Origin of the sequence: Streptomyces sp. NPDC058534, assembly GCF_042717365.1 — a bacterium.
In the GTDB taxonomy this organism is placed as follows: Bacteria; Actinomycetota; Actinomycetes; order Streptomycetales; family Streptomycetaceae; genus Streptomyces.
Window position 1 is genome coordinate 12,776 of the sequence record NZ_JBHXNW010000088.1, and the last position, 22,536, is coordinate 35,311.

Sequence of the window (22,536 nt, forward strand, 5' to 3'; positions counted from 1 at the left end):
TCAGTCCACCGGGGCCGTCCGCCGCCAGGGACGCAGCGCCTCGATCCGCTCCGCCAGCTCCAGCAGCGCCGCCTCCGACCCGGGGCGCCCCACCAGCTGGACGGCGCAGGGCGCGCCCGACGGCAGGGAGCCGACCGGCACCGTCATGGCGGGCCAGCCGGTGAGGTTCCACGGCGGAGTGAAGGGCGAGTACGCCGAGTTGGCGGCGATGTTGCGCAGCCAGCCCCGCTCGTGCCAGGGGCCCGCCTTGGGGGAACGCCTGGCCAGCGCGGGCGTGAGCAGGACGTCGTACTCCGCGAAGAACGGCTCCAGGCGCCCGCGCAGCGCGTCACGGGCCGCGCCGGTGGCGACCCTGCGCACGAAGGGCCGCCCGAGGGCCGCGTGCACCCGGGTGCGCCGGGCCAGCAGCCGCCGGTCCAGGTGCCGCGCGTCCGCCGACGTACCGGCCGTCCAGTGGGCCAGCGCGGTCACGCTCAGCGACGCCGGATAGGACGGGTCCGCCCGCCGCACCAGCTGCCCCGCCCGCATCAGCACTCCGGCGGCCTCCCGGACGGCGTCCGCGTAGGGGCGGGAGACGGTGACGCCCGCCAGGGGGCTGCGCAGGGAGGCGGCGACGCGCAGGGCGTCGGAATCCGCCCGGCGCGGCGGGGCGGTGTCCGCGAGGACGGCGAACATGAGGCGGGCATCCTCGACGGTGGTGGCCAGCGGTCCGTTCTCGGACATGCCGAACCAGTCGCCCTCGCCGATCCCGGCCGGCACCACGCCGTGGCCCGGCTTGAGGGTGACCAGACCGCAGTTGGCCGCAGGTATCCGCAGCGAGCCCATGCCGTCGTTGCCCAGCGCGAGCGGCACCATCCCGGCGGCGACCGCGGCGGCGCTCCCGCCCGAGGAGCCGCCCGCGGAGCGGGCCGGGTCCCACGGGTTGCGGACCGTGCCGTACACGCCCTCGCTGGTGCCGAACACACACAGCTCTGGCACGTTGGTCAGGCCTACCACCACCGCGCCGGCCGCCCGCAGCCGCGCCACGGTGACATGGTCGGCCCCGGCCGGCGTGTCCGGCGTCGCCGCCGAGCCGACCCGGGTGGACTCGCCGCGCACCGCGAGATTGTCCTTGACCGCCACCGGCACGCCGGCCAGCGGCAGTTCGGCCAGATCACCCCGGGCGCCGGTCTCCTCGGCCTCGGCGAGCGCGGCCTCGGCGCGCACCGTGCGGAAGGCGCCGACGCGGCCGTCGAGCCGCTCGATCACGGCCAGGTGCTCCGCCACCACCTCGCGGGGCGTGGTCCGCTTCTCGCGTACGGCGGCGGCGATCTCTACGGCGGTGCGGCCTGCCCAGTCGGTCACGAGGGCTCCTCGGGGTGCGGTGGAACGGGATTACCGGCGAGTACGCAGACAGCACTCTGCCCGTCCGCGCACCTCCGCGTCGAGGCCCCGGCAGTCACCCCCGGTCACCCGGCTCAGGACGACCGGGCCGCGCCCGTGCTGTCCCGCTCGATCAGCCGCGGCACCGGCACCCGCACCGTGCGGGCCGGGCCGCCGTCCAGCAGGGCGGTCAGCTCGGTCGCCGCCGTCCGGCCGAACTCCACGCTGTCCCGGGACAGGGCGGACAGCCACGGCTTGACCATGCGGCACAGCGCCGAGTCCTCCCAGGCCACCACGGACACGTCCGCCGGCACCGAGAAACCCAGCTCGGCCGCGGCGGCGACCCCGGCGACGGCCATCACGTCGTTGTCGTAGATCAGGGCGGTCGGCGCGGCGGGGGCCTCCAGGACCCGGCGGGTGACGGCGGCGCCCTCCGCGTCGGAGTAGTCGGTGGTCACCGACTCGACCTCGGTCAGGCCCCGCCGCCCGGCCTCCGCCCGCAGGGCCCGGATCCGTCGCTCCGTGTGGGCGAGGCCCGGCAGCCCGGCGATGTGCGCGATCCGCCGGTGGCCGAGCGCGTACAGCCCGTCCACCAGCGCGGCCATCGCGCCCGCGTCGTCCGCCCACACCGTCGACAGCCCCGGATGGCGTTCGTCCGGCGCGCCGCCGATCACCACGGCGGGCAGCCCGAGCTCGTCGAGCAGGCCGGGACGCGGATCGTCGGTGCGCGGGTCGACCACCAGGACGCCGTCCACCCGGTGTTCGGCCCACCAGCGCCGGTAGACCGCGCACTCGTCCTCGACGTCCTGCGCCACCTGGAAGAGGAGACCGAGATGACGCCGCGCCAGTACCTCCTGGATGCCGGAGACCAGTTGCAGGAAGAAGGAGTCCACGCCCAGGGTGTGCGCGGGCCGGGCCAGTACGAAGCCGACGGTCGCCGCGCCCTCCCCGGACAGCGCGCGCGCCGCCGTACTGGGCCGCCAGCCGAGCTGTTCGGCGACCCGGCGCACCCGGTCCCGGGTGATCTCGGAGACCCCCGGCCGGTCGTTCAGCGCGAACGAGACCGCGCTCTCGGATACCCCGGCCCGCCGCGCGATGTCCTTCATCGTCGGCCGGCGCGCGGCGGGCCGCTTGGCCGGCATGCGCGCTCCCTTCTTCAGTGCGCGAGTTGAAACCCGAGCTAAAGCGCTTGAGGTAAGGGATCCTAAAGCGCTTTAGTGGATCGTGGCAAGTGCCTGCTCATACCTGCTGTGACCTGGACTAATGCTGTTCGATCTGCTTTAGTTCCACTGAATCCATTGACTTTGCGGGAACCTGCCATGCATGGTCGCTGGCATCCAGCCGCCGACGTCCTTCAGGGAGACCCGTCACCGTGCCCACATCACGCAGAAGCCTCGCTGTCGCAGCCGTAGCCGCCCTCGTCCTGCCGCTCAGCGCTTGCGGTTCCGGAGGTGACGGCGGGGGCTCGACCGACGCCTCGGGCAAGGTCGAGGGCGACATCACCTTCCAGACCTGGAACCTGCGGGCCAACTTCAAGCCCTACTTCGAGGACCTGATCGCCGACTTCGAGAAGAAGTACCCGGGCACCGAGGTCAAGTGGGTCGACCAGCCCGGCGAGGGCTACGCCGACAAGATCAGCGCCGCCGCCGCCGGCGGCACCCTGGCCGACGTCGTCAACGTCTCCCCGGACCTCGCCGCCCCGCTCGCCCAGGCGGGCATGGCCCTTGATCTGGACAAGGCCGCCGGGCAGTACAAGAAGGACTACCTGGAAGCCGCCTGGGCCAGCCAGCAGGTGCCGGGCATGGAGGGGACCTACGCGTTCCCCTGGTACCTCAACACGGGCCCGCTCTTCTACAACAAGTCCCTGATCGAGAAGGCCGGTCTCGACGCCGACAAGCCGCCGACGACATACGACGAACTCTTCGACACCGCGTTGCAACTCGCCCGGAAGACCGACGGCGAGGTGGCCACGCTCGCCGGCGTGCCCACCATCGAGGACTTCGGCCGCTACGGCGTACCGCTCATGAACGAGGAGGGCACGGGCTTCGCGTTCAACGACGCCAAGGGCGTCGAACTCCTCACCCGCTACAAGGAGCTGTACGACGCCGGGGGCCTGGACTCGCAGGCGCTGACGGCCACGCCCGAGTCGGCAGGGAAGAAGTTCCTCACCGGCGCCGTCGCCATGAACCCCGGCACCGCGCTCGATCTCGCCAAGTTCAAGAAACAGGCCCCGAGCCTGTACGAGAACATCGGCATCACCGACCAGATCACCAGCACCGGACACGTCAACATGTACGTGATGGGCCTGCTGGTGAACTCCCAGAGCGAGCGCAAGCCCGCCGCGGTCGCCTTCGCCCGCTTCGTCACCGACGCCGCTCACCAGATGTCGTTCGCGAAGCAGGTCGCCGTCTTCCCCAGCACCGCCGGTTCGCTGGACGACCCGTACTTCACCAAGGAGGACGGCACCGACGAGACCCGGGTCCGCGTCGCCGCCGCCAAGTCGCTGAAGGGCGCCGTCAACTACACGCCGGTGCTGTTCAGCGAGCAGATGAAGACCGAGCTGCGCAACGAGGTCGCCAAGGCGCTCCAGGGAAAGCAGAGCCCCAAGGAAGCCCTGGACAACGCTGTCAAGGCGTGCGACCGGCTCCTGAAGCAGCAGGGCTGAGTGTCATGGCGAGTTCCACCGTGTCCTCCGGTACGCGCCGCGTGCGGCGCCAACTGGCCACCAGCCCATGGCTGTTCGCCGCCCCCGGACTGCTGATCGCCGGCGCGTTCATCCTCTACCCGTTCGTCTCGACGCTGGTCAACTCCTTCACCGACCGCCGCACCCTGGTGCCCGGTGAGTTCGTGGGCCTCGCCAACTTCCGCGAGCTGCTGCACGACGACATGTTCTGGATCGGCCTGCGCAACAGCGCCCTGTACGTCCTCGGAGTCGTGCCCGCGCTCGTCCTGCTGCCGCTGCTGCTCGCGCTGCTGGTGCAGAAGAGCATCCCCGGTATCACCTTCTTCCGGTCCGCCTTCTACACCCCCGTCGTCGCCTCGATCGTCGTCGTCGGGCTGATCTGGGTGTGGATGCTGGACGAGCGCGGCCTCGTCAACTCGGTGCTGGAGACCATCGGCGTCGGCCGGATCGGCTTCCTCAGCGACCAGTGGCTGATCCTGCTCAGCGCCATGGCCGTCACGGTCTGGAAGGGCCTCGGCTACTACATGATCATCTACTTGGCGGCGCTCGCCAACGTGCCCCGCGAACTGCACGAAGCCGCCGCCGTGGACGGTGCGGGCGCCCTGCGCCGCTTCGTCACCGTCACCATGCCCGCCGTCCGCTCCACCATGGTCCTGGTCGCGGCCCTCGCCTCGGTCGCCGCGTTCAAGGTGTTCTCCGAGGTGTACCTGATGGCGGGCCCGGACGGCGGCCCGGCGGGCGAGGACACCACCCTCGTCATGCTCGTCCAGCGCACCGGCACCGGACTGACCGGACGCGTCGGTTACGCCTCGGCCATCTCCGTCGTCGTCTTCGTGGTCACCCTCGTCCTGATGCTGCTCGTACTGCGCGCCGACCGGAAGGAGGAGTCGTGAGCGTCATGGAGAAGGTCCGGCCCGCCCGGAAGCAGCCGGCCCCGGCCCGGGAGCCCCGGATCACCGACGAGAGTGGCCGACGGGTACGCGTCTGGGAACTGGTCCTGCGCTACCTGCTCCTGCTCGGCGTCCTCGCCCTGACCATCGGCCCGTTCCTGTGGCAGCTGTCGACCTCGCTGAAGGGCCCGACGGAGGACATCTTCAGCTCCCCGCCGAAGTTCCTGCCCGCCGAGCCCACCCTGCACAACTACGAGCGGGTCGCCGACACCATCCCCGTCTGGGACTACGCGCTGAACTCGCTGAAGGTCGCCGCCGCCAACGTCGTGACCAACTGCGTCGGCGCCGCCCTCGCCGGCTACGCCCTGGCCCGGCTGCGCTACCGCGGCCGCCGCGTCGCCACCCTCGTCTTCATCCTGGCCATGCTCGTCCCGGTGGAGGGCATCATCATCGCCCAGTTCACCACCATGCGTGAGCTCGGCCTCAACAACACCCTGGTCGGCGTCCTGCTGCCCGCCTGCGTCAGCGCCCTCAACGTCCTGCTGATGCGCAACGCCTTCCTCAACCTGCCCTACGAGATCGAGGAGGCCGCCTTCGTCGACGGTGCCAACGTCTGGCAGCGGTTCCTGCGCATCGCCCTGCCCGCCGTGAAGGGCACCCTGGCGGTCGTCGCGATCTTCGCCTTCATGGGCGCCTGGGACGACTTCCTGTGGCCGCTGATCGTGCTGAGCGACCCGTCCAACTTCACGCTCACCATCGGCCTCAACTACCTGCACGGCACCTTCGCCAACGACGACCGCCTCGTCGCCGCCGGCACGATCATCGCCGTGGCGCCGCTCATCGTCCTCTTCGCCTGCCTCCAGCGGTACTTCTTCCGCGGCGTCGGCGAGGGCGCGGTCAAGGGCTGACGGCAACGCCCGGCTCACGCGCCCGGCCCCCACGACACCCCGTACTTCCTCGTATCAAGGACACCGCATGCCCTCTGCCGTGCGCTTCGGCGTCAACTACACCCCGAGTGAAGGGTGGTTCCACCACTGGCTCGACTTCGACCTCGACTCGGTCCGTGCCGACCTGGACTCGATCGCCGCGCTCGGCGTGGACCACGTCCGCGTCTTCCCGCTGTGGCCGTACTTCCAGCCCAACCGCTCCCTGATCCGCGAGCGCGCCGTCGGGCACCTGGTCGCGCTGGTCGACGCGGCCGGCGAACGCGGACTCGACGTCAACGTGGACGGCCTTCAGGGCCACCTGAGCAGCTTCGACTACGTACCGGCCTGGACCCGCACCTGGCACCGCCGCAACCTCTTCACCGACCCGGAGGTCATCGACGGACAGGCCACCTACCTGCGCACCCTCGCCGCCGCCCTGGCCGGCCGGCCCAACTTCCTCGGCATGACCCTCGGCAACGAGGTCAACCAGTTCTCCGCCGGACCCCACCCCGACCCGGACCGCGCCACCAGCGACCAGATCGACGCCTGGCTGGAGCGGATGCTGGCCGCCTGCGAGGAGGGCGCCCCCGGCCGCATGCACCTGCACGCCGAGTACGACGCCACCTGGTACCAGGACGACCAGCCCTTCACCCCGGCCCAGGCCGCCCGGCGGGGCGCCGTGACGGCCGTGCACTCCTGGGTCTTCAACGGCACCGCCCAGCGCCACGGCCGCACCTCCGTGCCCAGCGAGCACCACGCCGCCTACCTGATCGAGCTGAGCAAGGCGTGGGCCGACGACCCCCGCCGCCCGGTCTGGCTCCAGGAGGTCGGCGCCCCCGCGCCCCTCGTCCCCGCCGAGCACGCCGCCGCCTTCACCGAGGCGACCGTCGAGAACGCCCTGGACTGCCCCGACCTGTGGGGTGTCACCTGGTGGTGCTCGCACGACGTGTCCCGGGAGCTGGCCGACTTCCCCGAGCTGGAGTACGGCCTCGGACTGCTCACCAACGACCGCCGCCCCAAGGACACGGCCCGGGTCCTGGCCCGCGCGGCGCTCGCGGCCCGCGAGGGAGCCCACCCCGCCCCCGCCCCGCGCACCACCGCCCTCGCCGTCCCGTCCGACCCGGCGGCGCGCTCGGCCTGCGCCCCCGGCGGCCCGGTCTTCGACGCCTTCTTCCGGCTGGTCGCCGACGGCGCCCGCCCCACCACCGTCCTCGACACCCGCGCCACCGACACCGCACACCTCTCGGCCCGCGGCATCACCGAGGTCGTCACGCCCGACCAGGTGTCGCCCACCCCGCACGGACCCCACGTCCGCCAGGGAGGCACCCGCGCGTGACCGCCGCGCGGTTCGAAGTACGCGCGGTGGGGGAGCTGTACACCACGTCCGAGCCCGCCCCCGCGACCCACACCTGGTAACCCCCCACACCGCCCGCACCCGCCCCCTCAACCAGGAGCACCCCGCATGCATGACGACCGCAACCTGGTCGAAGCCCGCCTCAAGCGCGTCCTCGACGAGCGCGTCCGCCCCGCCCTCTACCCCGAGTCCGTGCCACTGGACGTGGCGGTGTGGCACGCGCCCGGCGAGCCCGTCCCGGTCGAGGAGGGACTCGCCGCCGAACCCGAGCCCATCCAGGTCGGCGCCCGCTGGGGCGCGCCCTGGGGCACCAGCTGGTTCCGCGTCACCGGCACCGTCCCCGAGGAGTGGGCCGGGAAGACCGTCGAGGCCGTCCTCGACCTCGGCTTCGACGAGAACATGCCCGGCTTCCAGTGCGAGGGCCTGGTCTACCGGCCCGACGGCACCCCGGTGAAGGGCCTCAACCCGCGCAACCAGTGGGTGCGGATCGGCGCCCCCGTCGAGGGCGGCGAGGAGGTGCGCCTGCACGTCGAGGCCGCCTCCAACCCGGTCATCCTCGACTACCACCCCTTCGTGCCCACGCGGCTGGGCGACAAGGACACCGCCGGCAGCGAACCCCAGTACCGGCTCGTCCGCATGGACCTCGCCGTCCTCGACGAGACGGTGTGGAACCTGGTGCTCGACCTGGAGGTCGTCGGCGAGCTGATGGCCGAGCTGCCGGTCGACTCGCCGCGCCGCTGGGAGATCCTGCGCGCGATCGACAAGGCGCTGGACGCCATCGACCTCCAGGACGTGAACGGCACCGCCGGGCAGGCCCGTTCCCGGCTCACCGAGGTGCTGTCGGCCCCCGCCGTCCCGTCCGCCCACCGGATCAGCGCCGTCGGCCACGCGCACATCGACTCGGCGTGGCTGTGGCCGCTGCGCGAGACGGTGCGCAAGGTGGCCCGCACCACCTCCAACATGACCGCCCTCCTGGAGGACGAGCCGGACTTCGTCTTCGCCATGTCGCAGGCCCAGCAGTGGGCGTGGGTGCGCGACCACCGGCCCGAGGTGTGGGCCCGGGTGAAGAAGGCCGTCGCCGACGGCCGGTTCGTGCCGGCCGGCGGCATGTGGGTGGAGTCGGACACCAACATGCCCGGCTCGGAGGCGATGGCCCGGCAGTTCGTGCACGGCAAGCGGTTCTTCCTCGACGAGTTCGGCGTCGAGAACGACGAGGCGTGGCTGCCGGACACGTTCGGTTTCGCGGCCGGGCTGCCCCAGATCATCAAGGCGGCGGGCGCCAAGTACCTGCTGACGCAGAAGATCTCCTGGTCGCAGACGAACAAGTTCCCGCACCACACCTTCCGCTGGGAGGGCATCGACGGCACCCGGATCTTCACGCACTTCCCGCCCGTCGACACCTACAACTGCTCCATGAAGGGCAGCGAGATCGCGCACGCGGCCCGCAACTTCAAGGACAAGGGCGTAGCCCGGCACTCCCTCGCCCCGACCGGCTGGGGCGACGGCGGCGGTGGCACCACCCGCGAGATGATCGCCAAGGCGGCCCGCCTGCGCGACCTGGAAGGCTCGGCGACGGTCACCTGGGAGACCCCGCACGCCTTCTTCGAGAAGGCCGAGGCGGAGAACCCGCAGCCGCCCGTCTGGGTCGGTGAGCTCTACCTCGAACTGCACCGCGCCACCCTCACCAGCCAGGCCAGGACCAAGCAGGGCAACCGGCGCAGCGAACACCTCCTGCGCGAGGCCGAGCTGTGGGCGGCCACGGCGGCCGTGCGGGCCGGCTTCCCCTACCCGTACGACGACCTGGACCGCGTCTGGAAGACGGTCCTGCTGCACCAGTTCCACGACATCCTGCCCGGCTCCTCCATCGCCTGGGTGCACCGCGAGGCCCGCGCGACCTACGACCGCGTCGCCGAGGAGCTGAACGGCATCATCGACGCCGCCCAGCGCGCCCTGGCCGGCCGGGGCGACACTCCGCTGGTCTTCAACTCCGCCCCGCACACCCGGGCCGGCGTCCAGGCCGGCGCCGCCGCGGCCCCCGCCACCGAGGGCCGCACCGAGGTCACCCCCCGCCCCGAAGGCGGCCACGTCCTGGACAACGGGCTGCTCCGGGCCGAGATCGACGGCCGGGGCCTGGTGGTGTCGGCGTACGACATCGCCGCCGACCGCGAGACCATCGCGCCGGGCACCGCGGGCAACCTGCTCCAGCTGCACCCCGACTTCCCGAACATGTGGGATGCCTGGGACGTCGACGAGTTCTACCGCAACACGGTCACCGACCTCACCGACGTCGACGAGATCGTCCCCGGGGACGACGGCGCCTCGGTGCGGATCGTCCGCTCCTTCGGCTCCTCCCGCGTCACCCAGCTGCTGACCCTGGCGCCGGGGGAGCGGCGGCTTGAGGTGGACACCGAGGTCGACTGGCACGAGACGGAGAAGTTCCTCAAGCTGGCCTTCCCGGTCGACGTGCACGCCGAACGGTACGCGTCGGAGACCCAGTTCGGGCACTTCCACCGGCCGACCCACACCAACACCAGCTGGGAGGCGGCCAAGTTCGAGGCCTGCAACCACCGCTTCGTCCACCTGGCGGAGCCGGGCTGGGGCGTGGCCGTCGTCAACGACTCGACGTACGGCCACGACGTGACCCGCACCGTCCGCACCGACGGCGACTCCGGTACGACCACCACGGTGCGGGTCTCGCTGCTGCGCGCCCCGCGCTTCCCCGACCCCGAGACCGACCAGGGCGTGCACCGCTTCCGGCACGCTCTGGTGCCCGGCGCGGACATCGGCGACGCCGTGCGCGAGGGCTGGCGGATCAACCTGCCCGAGCGGCGGGTCACCGGCGCCGGGGAGGTCGCGCCGCTGGTGTCGGCCGACCGGGACGCGGTCGTGGTCACCGCCGTCAAGCTCGCCGACGACGGCAGCGGTGACGTCGTGGTCCGCTTCCACGAGGCGCACGGCGGCCGGGTCCGGGCCACCCTGACGGCCGGCTTCCCGGTCGCCGGGGTGGCGGTCACCGACCTGCTGGAGCGCCCGCTCGCCGAGGCGGAGGACGCCGTCGAGGCCGACGGCGACCGGATCGCCGTACGGCTGCGTCCGTTCCAGCTGATGACCCTGCGGCTGAAGCGCGCCTAGCGCACCCCGCGAGTCCGGTCCGCCATCCGGTGGGCCGGGCCCGCGCCGCTAGGACCGCTCCGGCACCCGGGCCAGCCGCGTCGGTGGCAGGTACTCGCGCACGTAGGTCCGTTCCCAGCACGCGCCCGTCTCCCGCAGCTCGCGCCACGTCGTGTACCGGTAGCGGAACAGCCGGGCGCGCACGAAGCGCGGCGGCGCGTCCGGCGGGAACGGGGAGCGGCGCAGCAGCTTCAGCGTGGCCCGGTCGTTCTCCAGCAGCCGCTCCACGAACGTGCCGAACCACGACCCGGCGTACGACGGCGACAGCGCGGCGAACCACATCAGCCAGTCGAGGCGCAGATGGTAGGGCGCGAACTGACGCGGCCAGCGCCGCGGATCCCCGGGTTTGCCCTTGAACTCGTACTCCCGCCAGTCCCCGTCCTCCCGGGCCACCTCGTCGGCGGTGCCCTCGACCACCACCTCGTAGCGGATCCGGCTGACGGTTCCGAAGGCGCCGTAGGTGTTGACCAGGTGCAGCGAGTCGAAGGAGCGGTTCATGACCTGGCGGCGGGAGATCATGTTGCGCACCGGGCGGTGGCTGAGGAACACCAGCAGCGCCGCCACCGCCAGGACCACGACCTCGTACCAGAGCGGCGCGGCGGCCACGGATGGCGTGTCGCCGGGGTACCGCACCACCGACAGGGCCAGCACGATGGTGATCCAGTTCAGCCAGGAGAAGTTGCCCGACAGCACCAGCCACAGCTGGGTGGCGATCATCAGCGCGGCGGCGGCCGTCGCGACGGGCTGCGGGGTGAACAGCAGGAAGGGCACCAGGAGCTGCGTGACGTGGTTCGCGGCCACCTCGACGCGGTGCAGGGGCCGGGGGAGGTGGTGGAAGAACCAGCTCAGGGGGCCCGGCATCGGCTGGGTCTCGTGGTGGTGGTCCAGGCAGGTCAGCTTGCGCCAGCACTCGTCGCCGCGCATCTTGATCAGCCCCGCCCCGAACTCGACCCGGAACAGCAGCCAGCGCAGCAGGAACAGCACGACGACCGGCGGCGCCACCTCGTCGTTGCCGAGGAACACGGCGACGAAACCGGTCTCAAGCAGCAGCGACTCCCAGCCGAACGAGTACCAGGTCTGCCCGACGTTGACGATCGACAGGTACAGGACCCACGGCACCAGCCACAGCAGCATCGCGCCCCACAGCGGCAGCAGCGAGTCCAGCCCCGCCACCAGCGCCGCCGACACCGCGCACCCCGCCCACGCGCAGCCCCCGAAGAACCGGTCCGAAAAGCGCAGCTGGAACACGCTCGGCGCCCGCCTGAACGGCACCCGCTCGACGAACCGGGACACGGGCAGCAGCCCGCGCTCCCCGATCAGCGCCCGGAACTGGAGGGCCGCCGTCAGGAACGCGACCAGGTACACCACGGCCAGGGCCCGCTGGAAGACCAGCCGGCTCAGCCAGTAGTCGGGTGCGGTGAACCACTCCACGGGGCGGGCTCCTCTCGTCCACGCTCCGTGTACCCCGCTCGGCCAGGGGCTGCCGTGCCCCGGGCGGTGGACCAGGAGTCGAAGAATCGGGCGAATCCTGGCAAGGTGGGGTCCATGGCTGATCGGGGAGCGAGCGCCCTGTCAGTCCCGGACGGCTGGCCCGCCCACCCGGACCCGATCCTGGCGCTCAACCGCATGGGCAGCTTCGACTGGGACCTGGACACGGGGCTGTTCCACATGGACGCCCAGGCCCACGAGGTGTTCGACCTGCGCCCCGAGGAGTTCGACGGGCGCCCGGAGTCGCTGTCGGTGCGCGTCCCCACCGCTGAGAGCCGCCGCATGGACGCCATCGTCGCCCAGGCCATCAAGGACGGCAGCGAGAACTACGGCACCTACTTCCGCATGCGCCGCCGGGACGGCACCCTGCGCTGGACCCACACCCAGGGCTACATCCGGCGCGACGAGACCGGCCGCCCCCGCCGGATCATCGGCATCGTCCGCGACGCCACCCAGGAGATGGCCGAGACGGCGGCCAGCCGCGACCAGGCCGCGCAGGACGAGGCCCGCCGCCGGCTCACCAACGTCGTCCAGCTCGCCACGGCCGCGCTCGCGCACGCCCGCACGGTGGACGAGGTCATCGAGGTCCTGCGGGACACCCACGGCCTCACCCGGCTCGGCGCCACCAGCCTGGTGATGGGCCTGGTCGAGGCGGGCCGCATCCGGCTGGTCGCCGACGGCCCCGAGAACAGCTTCGTCCCCGGCACCCGGGTCACCCGGATCGACGAGCCCTACCCGATGAGCGAGGCCGTACGGACCCTCAGCCCCCGCTTCATCGAGTCGCCGGAGGACTTCGCGGAGCGCTACCCCCTGCTGTGGAAGGACATCACCCACCTCGACATCACCGCGGCCGCCTATCTGCCGCTGATCGCCCAGGGCCGGCCGATCGGCGCCATCGGGCTGCTCTACAGCGACCGGCACGGCTTCTCCGCGGAGGACCGCAACGTCCTGGTCGCGCTCGGCAGCGGCATCGCGCAGAGCCTCCAGCGGGCCATGCTCTACGAGCAGGAGATGGACCTCGCCGAGGGCCTCCAGCAGGCCATGCTGCCGCGCACCATCCCCAGCGTGCCCGGCTGCGACGTCGCCGTCCGCTACCGCGCCGCCTCCATCGGGGGCGCCTTCGGACGCGACATCGGCGGCGACTGGTACGACCTGATCCCGCTGCCCGGCGGGCGGGTCGGCGCCGTCATCGGCGACGTCCAGGGCCACGACACGCACGCCGCCGCCGTCATGGGCCAGCTGCGCATCGTGCTGCGCGCCTACGCCGCCGAGGGCCACCCGCCGGCCACGGTGATGGCACGGGCCTCCGTCTTCCTCCACGAACTCGACACCGACCGCTTCGCGACCTGCCTGTACGCCGAGACCGACCTGGGCACCGGTGTGGTCCAGGTGGTCCGCGCCGGGCACATCGACCCCCTGCTGCGGTACGGCGACGGGACCTGCCGCCACATTCGCGTCGAGGGCGGGCTGCCGCTCGGCCTGTCCGCCGAGTTCGGGCGCCTCGCCTACCCCGTCGCCACCCTGGAGCTGGACCCCGGCAACACCTTGCTGCTGTGCACCGACGGGCTGGTCGAGCAGCCCGGTGCCGACCTCGACGAGGGGATGCACGTCCTCACCGCCCTGATCACCGCGGGACCGCTGGACGTACGGGACCTGGCCGACCGGCTCATCGACGTGGCCGACGAACGGCGCGGCGACGACGACGTGGCGCTGCTCCTGCTGCGCCGCCACGGGCTGGGCGCGCCCCGGACCTTCGGCCGGGTCCAGCAGCACGTGTCGCCCGGCGACCCCGAGGGCCTCACCGAGGCCCGGCACATGGTCCGCGCCGCGGTCCGGTCCTGGGGGGCCAAGGGGCAGAGCGACGAGATCGAACTGATCGCCGACGAGCTGATGACCAACGCCCTCATGCACACCGAGGGCTCCGCGATCGTCACCCTGCGGCTGCTCACCGGGACCGACCGGCGGCTGCGGGTCGAGGTCGAGGACTCCTCCAGCGCCCTGCCGCGCCGCCGGGACGCCGGGGACGAAGGTGTCTCCGGGCGGGGGCTGCTCCTGGTCGACGCGCTCGCCGACGTCTGGGGCGTGGAGGCGCGCGGCGGCGGCAAGTGCGTGTGGGCTGAATTCCTGGTGTCCCACCGCGTGGCGCACGGGGCGGGCTGAACCCCGCCGGCGTTGTCGGTCCCCGGTGGCACTCTTGACGTATGCCAGAACTGCCCGAGGTCGCGGCGCTCAGGGACTTCCTCACCGAGCACCTCGCCGGCCGCGAGATCGTCCGGGTCCTGCCCGTGGCGATCAGCGTCCTGAAGACGTACGACCCTCCGCTCACCGCCCTGGAGGGCCACCAGGTGAGCGCCGTGCGCCGCTACGGCAAGTTCCTCGACGTCGCGACCGACGGCGGCCCGCACCTGGTGACCCACCTGGCCCGGGCCGGCTGGCTGCACTGGAAGGACAGCCTCCCGAGCGGCATGCCCCGGCCGGGCAAGGGCCCCCTCGCGCTGCGTGTCGCCCTGGAGACCGGCGCCGGCTTCGACCTGACGGAGGCGGGCACGCAGAAGCGGCTCGCGGTGTACGTCGTGGCCGACCCGCAGGAGGTGCCGGGCGTTGCCCGGCTCGGCCCCGACCCGCTCGCCGACGACTTCGACGAGGCCCGCCTCGCCGGGCTGCTCCGGGACGAGCGGCGGCAGCTCAAGGGCGCCCTGCGCGACCAGAGCCTGATCGCGGGCGTGGGCAACGCGTACAGCGACGAGATCCTGCACGCCGCGAAGATGTCCCCCTTCAAACTGGCCGCCTCGCTCACCGACGAGGAGACCGCGCGGCTGTACGCGGCCCTGCGCGACACGCTCACCGACGCGGTCGACCGCTCCCGGGGCATCGCGGCCGGACGGCTGAAGGCCGAGAAGAAGAGCGGGCTGCGGGTGCACGGCCGCACCGGCGAGCCCTGCCCGGTGTGCGGCGACACCATCCGCGAGGTCTCCTTCAGCGACTCCTCGCTCCAGTACTGCCCGACCTGCCAGACCGGCGGCAAGCCGCTCGCGGACCGGAGGATGTCCCGGCTGCTGAAGTGACGGTCAGCCGGCCGGCAGCGTCACCAGGTGCTCCCCGTGCGCGGTCCGCACCTCGTAGCGGGCGATCTGGTCGGGGTGCAGGGCGGCCCCGCCGCGCATGGTGTTCGGCCGGTCGTCGTGCCCGGGGACGTTCCAGCTGGTGATCGTCTGCTCCGTGCCGTCGCGGCCGACGGCGACCAGCCGGCACGGCCGCGGTCCCGCCCCGTCCTTGATCTCCAGCATGACCTCGGTGCCCCAGACCTCGTCCTCGGCGGTGATCCGCGCCCACACCCCGGACCGCTCGTCGGTCGCGCTGAGCGGCACCGACCGGTCGCCCTGGCTCGCGTAGAGCACGGCGCCGGGCGCGGCCACGGCGCACACGACCGCGGCGGCCACGGCGTACAGCACCCGCCTGCGGCCGGCCCGGTGACGCGTGGCCACCTCGGACAGCAGGCGGTCCAGGAGCCGCGGTCCGGGCCTGGTCATGGGGTGGACGAGGCGCGGCGTCGCTCGTCGGTACAGCATCAACTGGCGGGTGGCGGGGCCGAATTCGGTCACCTCGGCCGCGCACCGGGGGCACTCCATGAGGTGGTCCTCGAAGCGGAACGCTTCCGCCTCGTCCAGCACGCCGAGCGCGTAGGCGCCGACGTCACGATGCCTTTCCAGGGACCTCATGCCGAATCCTCGTGCCGTTGGGTGTGGGTGGGGTTACTCCTTGCTCCCACCCGTACGCACCGGACGGCCGAATCACTCAAGCCACGACAGAATCGCGGCCAAGGTGTTCGGAGCGGCCGGGGGCGCGGATTGGTCCGCCTCCGGAGAAGTTCGTGGACCGGCCCGGACGGCTAGAACAAGTGGATGGCGAGATGGCCGAGCGGCAGCCCCAGCTGCCAGGCCGGCGTCCACACCTTCGGCCCCTCGTCCTCCCCGGTCACCCCCGCGCCGCCGGGCACCGCGTTCAGGTCCGGGGCGAGCAGTTCGGTCTCCTGGAGCCACCGCCAGGCCGCCCGGGCCAGTTCCAGGTCGGGCGAGTGCCGGCCGGCGGCGATCGCGTCGGCCGTGACCTCGGCCAGCCGTACCCGCACCCACTCGTGCCACGGCTGGTCGTAGGCCGTCAGCGACAGCCACGTCTCCAGGTGGGTGACGACCCGGATGCCGCTCAGCTCGTTCTCGGTGTCGGAGAGGAAGACCGTCAGCGCCAGCGCGTCACGCCCGGCGCGGAACTCGAAGGACGTGGGCGGCATCAGGTCGCCGGTCCGCAGCAGCTCGTCGGCGATGTACTCGGCGTACAACCACGCCATGGGGACGGTCAGTTCGCCCCCACCGGTACCGTCCGTGCTCTCTTGACCTCTGTGCAGCATCCCTTCCTGCCTTCCTCCGGTGCGTGCGCGTCGCCCGGCCCGGGTCATGGGCCCCCGTCCGGAACACGGATGAGGACAGCCGATTACTCAACCGGGGTCCCAGGCAAGGCGCTTTACGGAGGTTTGACCATTCGGCCGGTTTCACCGCAGGTCGGCGGCGTAACCCGGTAGCACCCTGCGCAGGGCGCGCAACGCGTAGTACGCGCGGGACTTCACGGTACCGGGTGGGATGCCGAGGGCTGCCGCGGCTTCCGCCACACTGGCCCCCTGGAAGTACACCAGCACCAGGACTTCACGGTGCTCCGGAGTGAGTGTCTTCACAGCCTCGCGCACATCGAGGGCCGCGGCGGCCCGTTCGGCGTGATCGGCGCAGACCCGCGCGTTCTCCAGTACGGCGTCGCCGACCTCGGCCGGGCGCGCCTGCCGGGCCCGGCGCGCGTCGATCGCGAGCCGCCGGGCCACGGTGAGCAGCCAGGGCCGTACGGAGTCGAAGTTCTCGGCGCGCAGTGCCTCGGGGTGCTGCCAGGCGCGGACCAGCGTCTCCTGCACCAGGTCCTCGGCGCGCTGCCGGTCGCCGTCGCTGAGCCGCAGCAGCAGCGCGAAGAGCGGCCGGCCGTGCTCGCGCTGCAGTGCGGCGAGCTCGTGCTCGGCGGTCGTCCCGTGCGTCCTGTCCGTCAGGGTGATTCCGGCCGTCATGGCCGTATGGCACCGCAGGGCGCCGCCCGGGGACAGGGTGCGCGCACGGGTGTGCGACGGACGGTCGATCGCGTCGATGAACGGTACGACGAACGGTCGGCGCACCCGGTCCGATCGGTCGGCGCACGCCGTTCGCGCACGCCGGACGGGCTAATGAGCGTGTCGGAGCCGCCTGTGACGCCGTGAGCCTCATTATCTGTTTGTAGGTAAATGTGACCATTCCTCGGTGTGTGCGACCCCAGCGGAGTGAACGGATGATCACACGCAGTCGTCAGGTGGCCCTGGCCCTGACCGCCCTCCTCGCCGCGGGCGCGGCCTGCCAGGCCCACGACCACGAACCGCCGAAGCGGCCGGTGCCGGCCCCGTCCGCCGCGGACACCGGCGTCTTCACGCTGGTCGCCTCCGGCGACGTCCTGCCGCACGACTCGATCATCGAGCGGGCCCGCTTCGACGCCGGCGGCACCGGCCACGACTTCGGCCCCATGCTGGCCGGCGCCCGGCCCGTCGTCTCGCGGGCCGACCTCGCCCTGTGCCACATGGAGACCGTGTACGGCGAGAGGGGCGACTACAGCGGCTACCCTCTCTTCAAGTCCCCGCCCGAAGTGGCCAAGGCGCTGGCCGCCACCGGCTACGACGGCTGCTCCACCGCCTCCAACCACAGCGTCGACGACGGCGCCGACGGCATCCGCCGGACCCTGGACGCCCTCGACCGGGCCGGGGTGCGGCACGCCGGGACGGCGCGCACCGAGGCCGAGTCGCGCACCACGACGGTCCTGCGCGTGGGCCGCGCCGAGGTCGCCCACCTCTCCTACACCCTCCACACCAACGGCCACCCCCTGCCCGACGGGCAGCCCTGGGCGGTCGGCGTGATCGACGAGGAGCGGATCATCGCCGACGCGCGGACCGCCCGGGAGGCCGGCGCGGACGTCGTCGTCGTGTCCATGCACTGGGGCACCGAGTGGCAGGACGAGCCCGACGGCGACCAGTTGGCCCTGGCCGAGAGCCTCACCGCCGCACACACCGGCGACCGCCCCGACATCGACCTGATCCTCGGCACCCACGCCCACGTCCCGCAGGCGTACGAGAAGGTCAACGGCACCTGGGTGATCTACGGCATGGGCGACCAGATCGCCGGCGAGATGACCAACGACGCGGGCGCCCGCGATCCGCGCGGCAACCAGTCGACCATCGGCCGCTTCACCTTCGCCCCGCCCGCCCGGACCGGCGAACGCTGGCGGGTGACGAAGGCGGAGTTCGTCCCGCAGCTGTTCGACGTCGACGCCGGCCGGGTGGTGAACCTCAACCAGGCGCTGGAGAAGGGCGCCGAGGTACGTGCCGTGCGCGACCGCATCCGCGACGTCGTCCGCGGCCGGGGCGCGGCCGGCGGGGGGGGGGGGGTTGGGGGGTGGCTACGGTGTGGTGGGGCGCGGGGGGGGGGGGGCGCAAAGCCCCCCGCACCCCCCCGGCGGGGGGGTTGGGGGGGGCGTGCTCGGGCGGGCGCCCCCCCCCCGCCGCCCGGACCCGCCGGGGGGGGGGGGGCCCCCCCCCGGGCTGGTGATGGGGAAGTAGCTCAGGAGTCGTCGACGTCGTCGAGGGCCGTCAGCATCGCCCCGAGCACCCGCAGGCAGGTGGTGACGTCGGCGTCCGTGAGACCGCCGTCGACCTCGCGCAGCAGCAGGTGTTCCCGGTCGAGGACAACTCCCCCCGGACGCGTTCGCACGCCGGCTCACCGAGGTGTACGACCTGGTCGGCCCCCGCTACCGGCCGGCGCAGCGCGGCGTCGAGCAGGGTCTGGCCGCGGACGGCCTCTCCGAACGGCGTCCGCGCCGTGCTGACCCTGCTGCACCGTGGCGGGCCGATGACCGTGCCCCAGGGATGGGCCGGGCCCAGTCGATCAGCCGCCAGTTCGTCCAGCGGATGGTCGACGACGGGGCGGCCGCCGGCCTGGTGGAGAGCATCCCGAACCCGGCGCACCGCCGGTCGTCGCTGATCCGGCTGACTGCCCGGGGCCGGGACCCGGTCGTCCTGCTGCACTCCGGGTTCGCCGACCACCGGATCTTCGACGCCCGGATTCCGGCCCTGGCGGCCGCGGGACACCGCGTGATCGCACCCGACGTCCGTGGCCACGGCGCCTCCGCCAACGCGGCCCGGCCCTTCCGGTGGGCCGACGACCTCGCCGCCCTGCTGCGCCACCTCGACGCCGGGCCCGCGGTGCTCGTCGGCGTGTCGATGGGCGGGGCCATCGCCACCGACACGGTGCTGGAGTACCCGGAGCTGGTCCGCGCGGTGGTCGTCTGCGGGGCCGCCACCAGCGAGTTCGAGTACACCGACCCGTGGGTGCGGCAGGTCCGGGCCGAGCAGGCCCGCGCCCTCGGCGCCGGCGACGTCGAGGGCTGGCTCGCCGCGTTCCTGCGCTTCGTGCCCGGAGAACACCGCGGGCCCGACGACGTCGACCCGGACATCCTGCGCCGACTGCGCGAGATGGCCCTCGGCACCCTCGCCAAGCACACCCCGGACGAGGAGAACCACCACGTGCCCCTGACCGGTACCTGGGCCCGCGTCCCGAAGATCGACGTCCCGGTGCTCACCGTCAACGGCGCCCTGGACGCGCCCGACCTGATCGCCGAGGCGGAACGGCTCGCCCGCACGGTCCCGGACGGCCGTTCCGTCATCGTCGAAGGCGCCGCGCACTACCCGAACATGGAGCGGCCCGAGGTCTTCGACGAGATCGTCACCGGCTTCCTGCGCACCCTCTAACGGCGCGCCAGTTCCGACTTCCGGTACGAGTAGGCGAAGTAGACCACCAGACCCAGCAGGAACCACACGGCGAACCGCGCCCAGGTCTGCCACTGCAGGAACGTGATCAGCCAGATCGAGAAGACGATGCCGACCGCCGGCACGAACGGCATGAACGGGGTGCGGAAGGTGCGCGGCAGGTCCGGCTGGCGGTAGCGCAGCACGATCACCGCCGCGCACACCACCACGAACGCCAGCAGGATGCCGATGTTGGTCAGCTCGGCCGCCTCGCCGATCGGCAGGAACCCGGCGATCGCGGCCGACGCGACACCGACGATCCAGGTGACCCGGGTCGGCACGTGCCGCGTCGGGTGCGTCTTGGCGAACCACTTGGGCAGCAGTCCGTCCCGCGACATGGAGAACCACACGCGGGTGACACCCAGCATGAACGTGAACATCACGGTCAGGATGCCGATGATGGCGCCCACCGCGATGATGTCCGCCAGCCCGCCCAGACCCACCGACTTGAACGCCGTGGAGAAGCCGCTCTCCGGGTCGATTTCCTTGTAGTTCTGCATGCCGGTGAGGACCAGGCAGGCCGCCACGTACAGCACCATCGAGATGACCAGGGAGTAGATGATCGCCTTCGGCATGTGGCGCTGGGCGTCCTTGGACTCCTCGGCCGCCGTCGACATGGCGTCGTAACCGAAGACCGCGAAGAACACCGTCGCCGCACCGGTGAACGCGCCGCCGACCCCGTACGGGAAGAACGGGTTGTAGTTCGAGGTGTTGATGTGGAAGACGCCGACCGCGATCACCAGCAGCACCACCAGCACCTTCAGTACCACCACGACCATCTCGAACCGGGCCGCGTTCTTGATGCCCAGGGTCAGCAGATAGGCGATCAGCAGGCACAGCACGGCCGCGAACAGGTCGATCCGGTGGCCGTCCCCGGTGCCGGGCGCGCCCAGCATCCAGTTCGGCAGGTCGGCGCCCATCTCGTTGACCAGGAAGCTGAAGTAGCCGGAGATGCCGATCGCGACCACCGCCACGATCGCCGTGTACTCCAGCAGGAGGTCCCAGCCGATGAACCAGCCCACCAGCTCCCCGAGGACGGCGTAGCCGTAGGTGTACGCGGAGCCCGCCTTCGGGATCAGCCCGGCGAACTCGGCGTACGACAGCGCGGCCGCCGCGCTCGCGACGCCCGCGATGAGGAAGGACACGAGGACGGCGGGACCCGCCGTGCCGTTGGCGACCGTGCCGGCCAGCGTGAAGATGCCGGCCCCGATGATGCCGCCCACGCCGATCGCGGTCAGTTGCCACAACCCCAGCGAGCGTTCCAGGCCCCCGCCGCGCTCCGTCTCCTCGATGTGTTCGATGGGTTTGCGGCGGAGAACACCCTCACCCATGCGGAACCGGGCCATGCGCCTCACCTCTTTGTGAACGGCAAACGGCTGACGGTGGATCATGATGACTCACACACGCCCGCTACGGAAGCCGCGACGCACACCGCGTCGGGGAGCCGCTACGGCACCACGGTCACCGGCCAGCGCCCCGCCTTCACCAGCCGCACCGCCACGGAGCCGACGAACCGGTGTCCCGCCTGCTCGGAGGCGCCCACCACCACCGCGTCCGCCTTCAGCTGGTCGGCCGTAGCCACCAGGCCGTTGTAGGGGTCGCCGCGGAAGGTGTGGAACTCCCAGCGGATGTCGAATATCCCCTTCACCCGCTCGGTCGCCTCCCGGATCTGGGCCACCAGGTCCTCGGCGATCTCGTCGGTGGTCTCCGCAACCGGCGCCCCGAGCGCCGCGCCCCCGGCCAGCATCGGCTGCACGTACACGACCGCGAGCAGCGCGCCCTGGCGCCGGGCCTGACCGCCGGCGTAGGCCGCGGCCCTGAGCGAGGAGTCGGAGCCGTCGACACCGACGACGATGACCTTCGGCCCGTCCGTGCCCCGTTCGAACTGATGGGAGTGCTGTTCCGTCACGCGGTGAGGCTATCGGAGCCGTTGGTGATCTTGCGCCGGGCGGGTGGTTCCGTGCCGCCGCACCGGTGTTGCTCAGGTGCGCCGGTCCGTGACCGGGCGAGTGATGAGTCATGAAGAAGGATCAGTTGCTCCCGCGCCGGAGGCTGCTCGCCGCCGCCGCGGCCGCGGCGGCGGCCGGTACCGGCGGCGCACTCGCCGCGGGCCTCGGAAACGGCCCCGCCCCGCCGGCCGCGCCCGCTCCCGGGCCCCCGCGGCGCAGCCCCCTCAAACCCTCCGCCTACCGCCTCCAGCCCCTGACCGGAAACGGCGCGCCTGGCACCGCACCCGGGCGGCCACCGGTCCGCAGCGAGCCGATCCTGCGCATGACGGGCCGGGGCCGCACCATGCTGCTCACCTTCGACGACGGACCGGACCCCGAGTACACGCCGGACATCCTGGACACCCTGGCCAAGTACGACGTGCGCGCGACGTTCTTCGTGTGCGGGGAGATGGCCGACTTCAACCGGGACCTGCTCTCCCGGATGGCCGACGAGGGGCACGTGGTCGGCAACCACACCTGGTCCCACCCCCTGCTGACCAGTCTCTCCCGGCGTCGCATCCGCTCCGAGATGGAGCGCACCAGCGAGGTGATCGACAAGGCGTATGGTGAGCCGCCCCGCTGGTTCCGGGCACCGTACGGGGCGTGGAACCGCAACGCCTTCCGGCTCGGCGCAGAGCTGGGCATGGAGCCGCTGGCCTGGACCGTGGACACCCTCGACTGGACCACCCCCGGCACCCGCACCATCGTCGACCGGGTCGAGGACGGCGCCGCCCCCGGCGTCGTGGTGCTCTCCCACGA

The 22,536-nt window shown here is 72.3% G+C and carries 18 protein-coding genes and 2 pseudogenes; 11 read left to right on the plus strand and 9 right to left on the minus strand.

Annotated features, from left to right (window positions below):
• Both ACFWR9_RS36285 and ACFWR9_RS36290 read right to left on the minus strand, forming a co-directional pair.
• The gene (locus tag ACFWR9_RS36285) at positions 1–1,344 is read right to left on the minus strand and encodes an amidase (protein WP_383850093.1); all 1,344 of its coding nucleotides are present in this window, start codon (positions 1,342–1,344) and stop codon (positions 1–3) included.
• Between the two features lie 113 nt (positions 1,345–1,457).
• Positions 1,458–2,504 carry a LacI family DNA-binding transcriptional regulator gene (locus ACFWR9_RS36290; RefSeq protein WP_383850095.1) on the minus strand — a complete coding sequence of 349 codons (1,047 nt, stop codon included), beginning with the start codon at positions 2,502–2,504 and terminating at the stop codon, positions 1,458–1,460.
• Positions 2,505–2,734: 230 nt separating this feature from the next.
• Between ACFWR9_RS36290 and ACFWR9_RS36295 the strand changes: the two genes are divergently transcribed.
• From ACFWR9_RS36295 to ACFWR9_RS36315, 5 genes are all read left to right on the plus strand, one after another.
• The gene (locus ACFWR9_RS36295; RefSeq protein WP_383850098.1) at positions 2,735–4,027 is read left to right on the plus strand and encodes an extracellular solute-binding protein; all 1,293 of its coding nucleotides are present in this window, start codon (positions 2,735–2,737) and stop codon (positions 4,025–4,027) included.
• A gap of 5 nt (positions 4,028–4,032) precedes the next feature.
• On the plus strand, positions 4,033–4,938 hold the full coding sequence (locus ACFWR9_RS36300) for a carbohydrate ABC transporter permease (RefSeq protein WP_383850101.1): 906 nt from the start codon (positions 4,033–4,035) through the stop codon (positions 4,936–4,938).
• Positions 4,935–5,843 carry a carbohydrate ABC transporter permease gene (locus tag ACFWR9_RS36305; protein WP_383850103.1) on the plus strand — a complete coding sequence of 303 codons (909 nt, stop codon included), beginning with the start codon at positions 4,935–4,937 and terminating at the stop codon, positions 5,841–5,843. The genes ACFWR9_RS36300 and ACFWR9_RS36305 overlap by 4 nt, the downstream gene beginning before the upstream one ends.
• A gap of 67 nt (positions 5,844–5,910) precedes the next feature.
• Positions 5,911–7,197, plus strand: coding sequence for a glycosyl hydrolase (locus ACFWR9_RS36310; protein WP_383850106.1), 1,287 nt, complete (start codon positions 5,911–5,913; stop codon positions 7,195–7,197).
• Between the two features lie 126 nt (positions 7,198–7,323).
• Positions 7,324–10,347 (plus strand): alpha-mannosidase, encoded by a 3,024-nt coding sequence (locus tag ACFWR9_RS36315; RefSeq protein WP_383850108.1) that lies wholly within the window; start codon positions 7,324–7,326, stop codon positions 10,345–10,347.
• Positions 10,348–10,395: 48 nt separating this feature from the next.
• Here the strand turns inward: ACFWR9_RS36315 and ACFWR9_RS36320 are convergent, their stop codons facing one another.
• Positions 10,396–11,817, minus strand: coding sequence for a lipase maturation factor family protein (locus ACFWR9_RS36320; protein WP_383850111.1), 1,422 nt, complete (start codon positions 11,815–11,817; stop codon positions 10,396–10,398).
• Between the two features lie 114 nt (positions 11,818–11,931).
• Here ACFWR9_RS36320 and ACFWR9_RS36325 point away from each other — a divergent pair, with 114 nt between their 5' ends.
• Positions 11,932–14,034: a SpoIIE family protein phosphatase gene (locus tag ACFWR9_RS36325; RefSeq protein WP_383850114.1), complete on the plus strand. Its 2,103-nt coding sequence runs from the start codon at positions 11,932–11,934 to the stop codon at positions 14,032–14,034.
• A gap of 41 nt (positions 14,035–14,075) precedes the next feature.
• Complete coding sequence (locus ACFWR9_RS36330) at positions 14,076–14,939, plus strand: Fpg/Nei family DNA glycosylase (protein ID WP_383850117.1); 864 nt, start codon at positions 14,076–14,078, stop codon at positions 14,937–14,939.
• 3 nt (positions 14,940–14,942) lie between these two features.
• Here the strand turns inward: ACFWR9_RS36330 and ACFWR9_RS36335 are convergent, their stop codons facing one another.
• The 3 genes from ACFWR9_RS36335 to ACFWR9_RS36345 form a co-directional block, all read right to left on the minus strand.
• A complete protein-coding gene (locus tag ACFWR9_RS36335; protein ID WP_383850120.1) occupies positions 14,943–15,593 on the minus strand; it encodes a zf-HC2 domain-containing protein in 651 nt (216 codons plus the stop codon).
• 170 nt (positions 15,594–15,763) lie between these two features.
• Positions 15,764–16,279: a hypothetical protein gene (locus tag ACFWR9_RS36340; protein WP_383850122.1), complete on the minus strand. Its 516-nt coding sequence runs from the start codon at positions 16,277–16,279 to the stop codon at positions 15,764–15,766.
• A gap of 141 nt (positions 16,280–16,420) precedes the next feature.
• Positions 16,421–16,975, minus strand: coding sequence for a sigma-70 family RNA polymerase sigma factor (locus ACFWR9_RS36345; protein ID WP_161331174.1), 555 nt, complete (start codon positions 16,973–16,975; stop codon positions 16,421–16,423).
• 254 nt (positions 16,976–17,229) lie between these two features.
• Here ACFWR9_RS36345 and ACFWR9_RS36350 point away from each other — a divergent pair.
• Positions 17,230–18,366 (plus strand): annotated as a pseudogene (locus tag ACFWR9_RS36350) (CapA family protein); the annotation flags it as partial.
• A 179-nt stretch (positions 18,367–18,545) separates the two neighbouring features.
• Here ACFWR9_RS36350 and ACFWR9_RS36355 read toward each other — a convergent pair.
• On the minus strand, positions 18,546–18,695 hold the full coding sequence (locus ACFWR9_RS36355) for a hypothetical protein (RefSeq protein ID WP_383850125.1): 150 nt from the start codon (positions 18,693–18,695) through the stop codon (positions 18,546–18,548).
• A 14-nt stretch (positions 18,696–18,709) separates the two neighbouring features.
• Between ACFWR9_RS36355 and ACFWR9_RS36360 the strand changes: the two are divergent.
• Both ACFWR9_RS36360 and ACFWR9_RS36365 read left to right on the plus strand, forming a co-directional pair.
• Positions 18,710–18,997 (plus strand): annotated as a pseudogene (locus tag ACFWR9_RS36360) (MarR family winged helix-turn-helix transcriptional regulator); the annotation flags it as partial.
• On the plus strand, positions 18,971–19,732 hold the full coding sequence (locus ACFWR9_RS36365; protein ID WP_383850134.1) for an alpha/beta fold hydrolase: 762 nt from the start codon (positions 18,971–18,973) through the stop codon (positions 19,730–19,732). The pseudogene ACFWR9_RS36360 and the gene ACFWR9_RS36365, both read left to right, overlap by 27 nt.
• Here the strand turns inward: ACFWR9_RS36365 and ACFWR9_RS36370 are convergent.
• Positions 19,729–21,135 carry an amino acid permease gene (locus ACFWR9_RS36370; protein ID WP_383850127.1) on the minus strand — a complete coding sequence of 469 codons (1,407 nt, stop codon included), beginning with the start codon at positions 21,133–21,135 and terminating at the stop codon, positions 19,729–19,731. The genes ACFWR9_RS36365 and ACFWR9_RS36370 overlap by 4 nt on opposite strands.
• A 101-nt stretch (positions 21,136–21,236) precedes the next feature.
• Positions 21,237–21,698: a universal stress protein gene (locus ACFWR9_RS36375; RefSeq protein ID WP_383850129.1), complete on the minus strand. Its 462-nt coding sequence runs from the start codon at positions 21,696–21,698 to the stop codon at positions 21,237–21,239.
• Positions 21,699–21,808: 110 nt separating this feature from the next.
• Between ACFWR9_RS36375 and ACFWR9_RS36380 the strand changes: the two genes are divergently transcribed.
• On the plus strand, positions 21,809–22,536 hold a 728-nt coding region (locus ACFWR9_RS36380), incomplete at its 3' end, for a polysaccharide deacetylase family protein (RefSeq protein WP_383850131.1).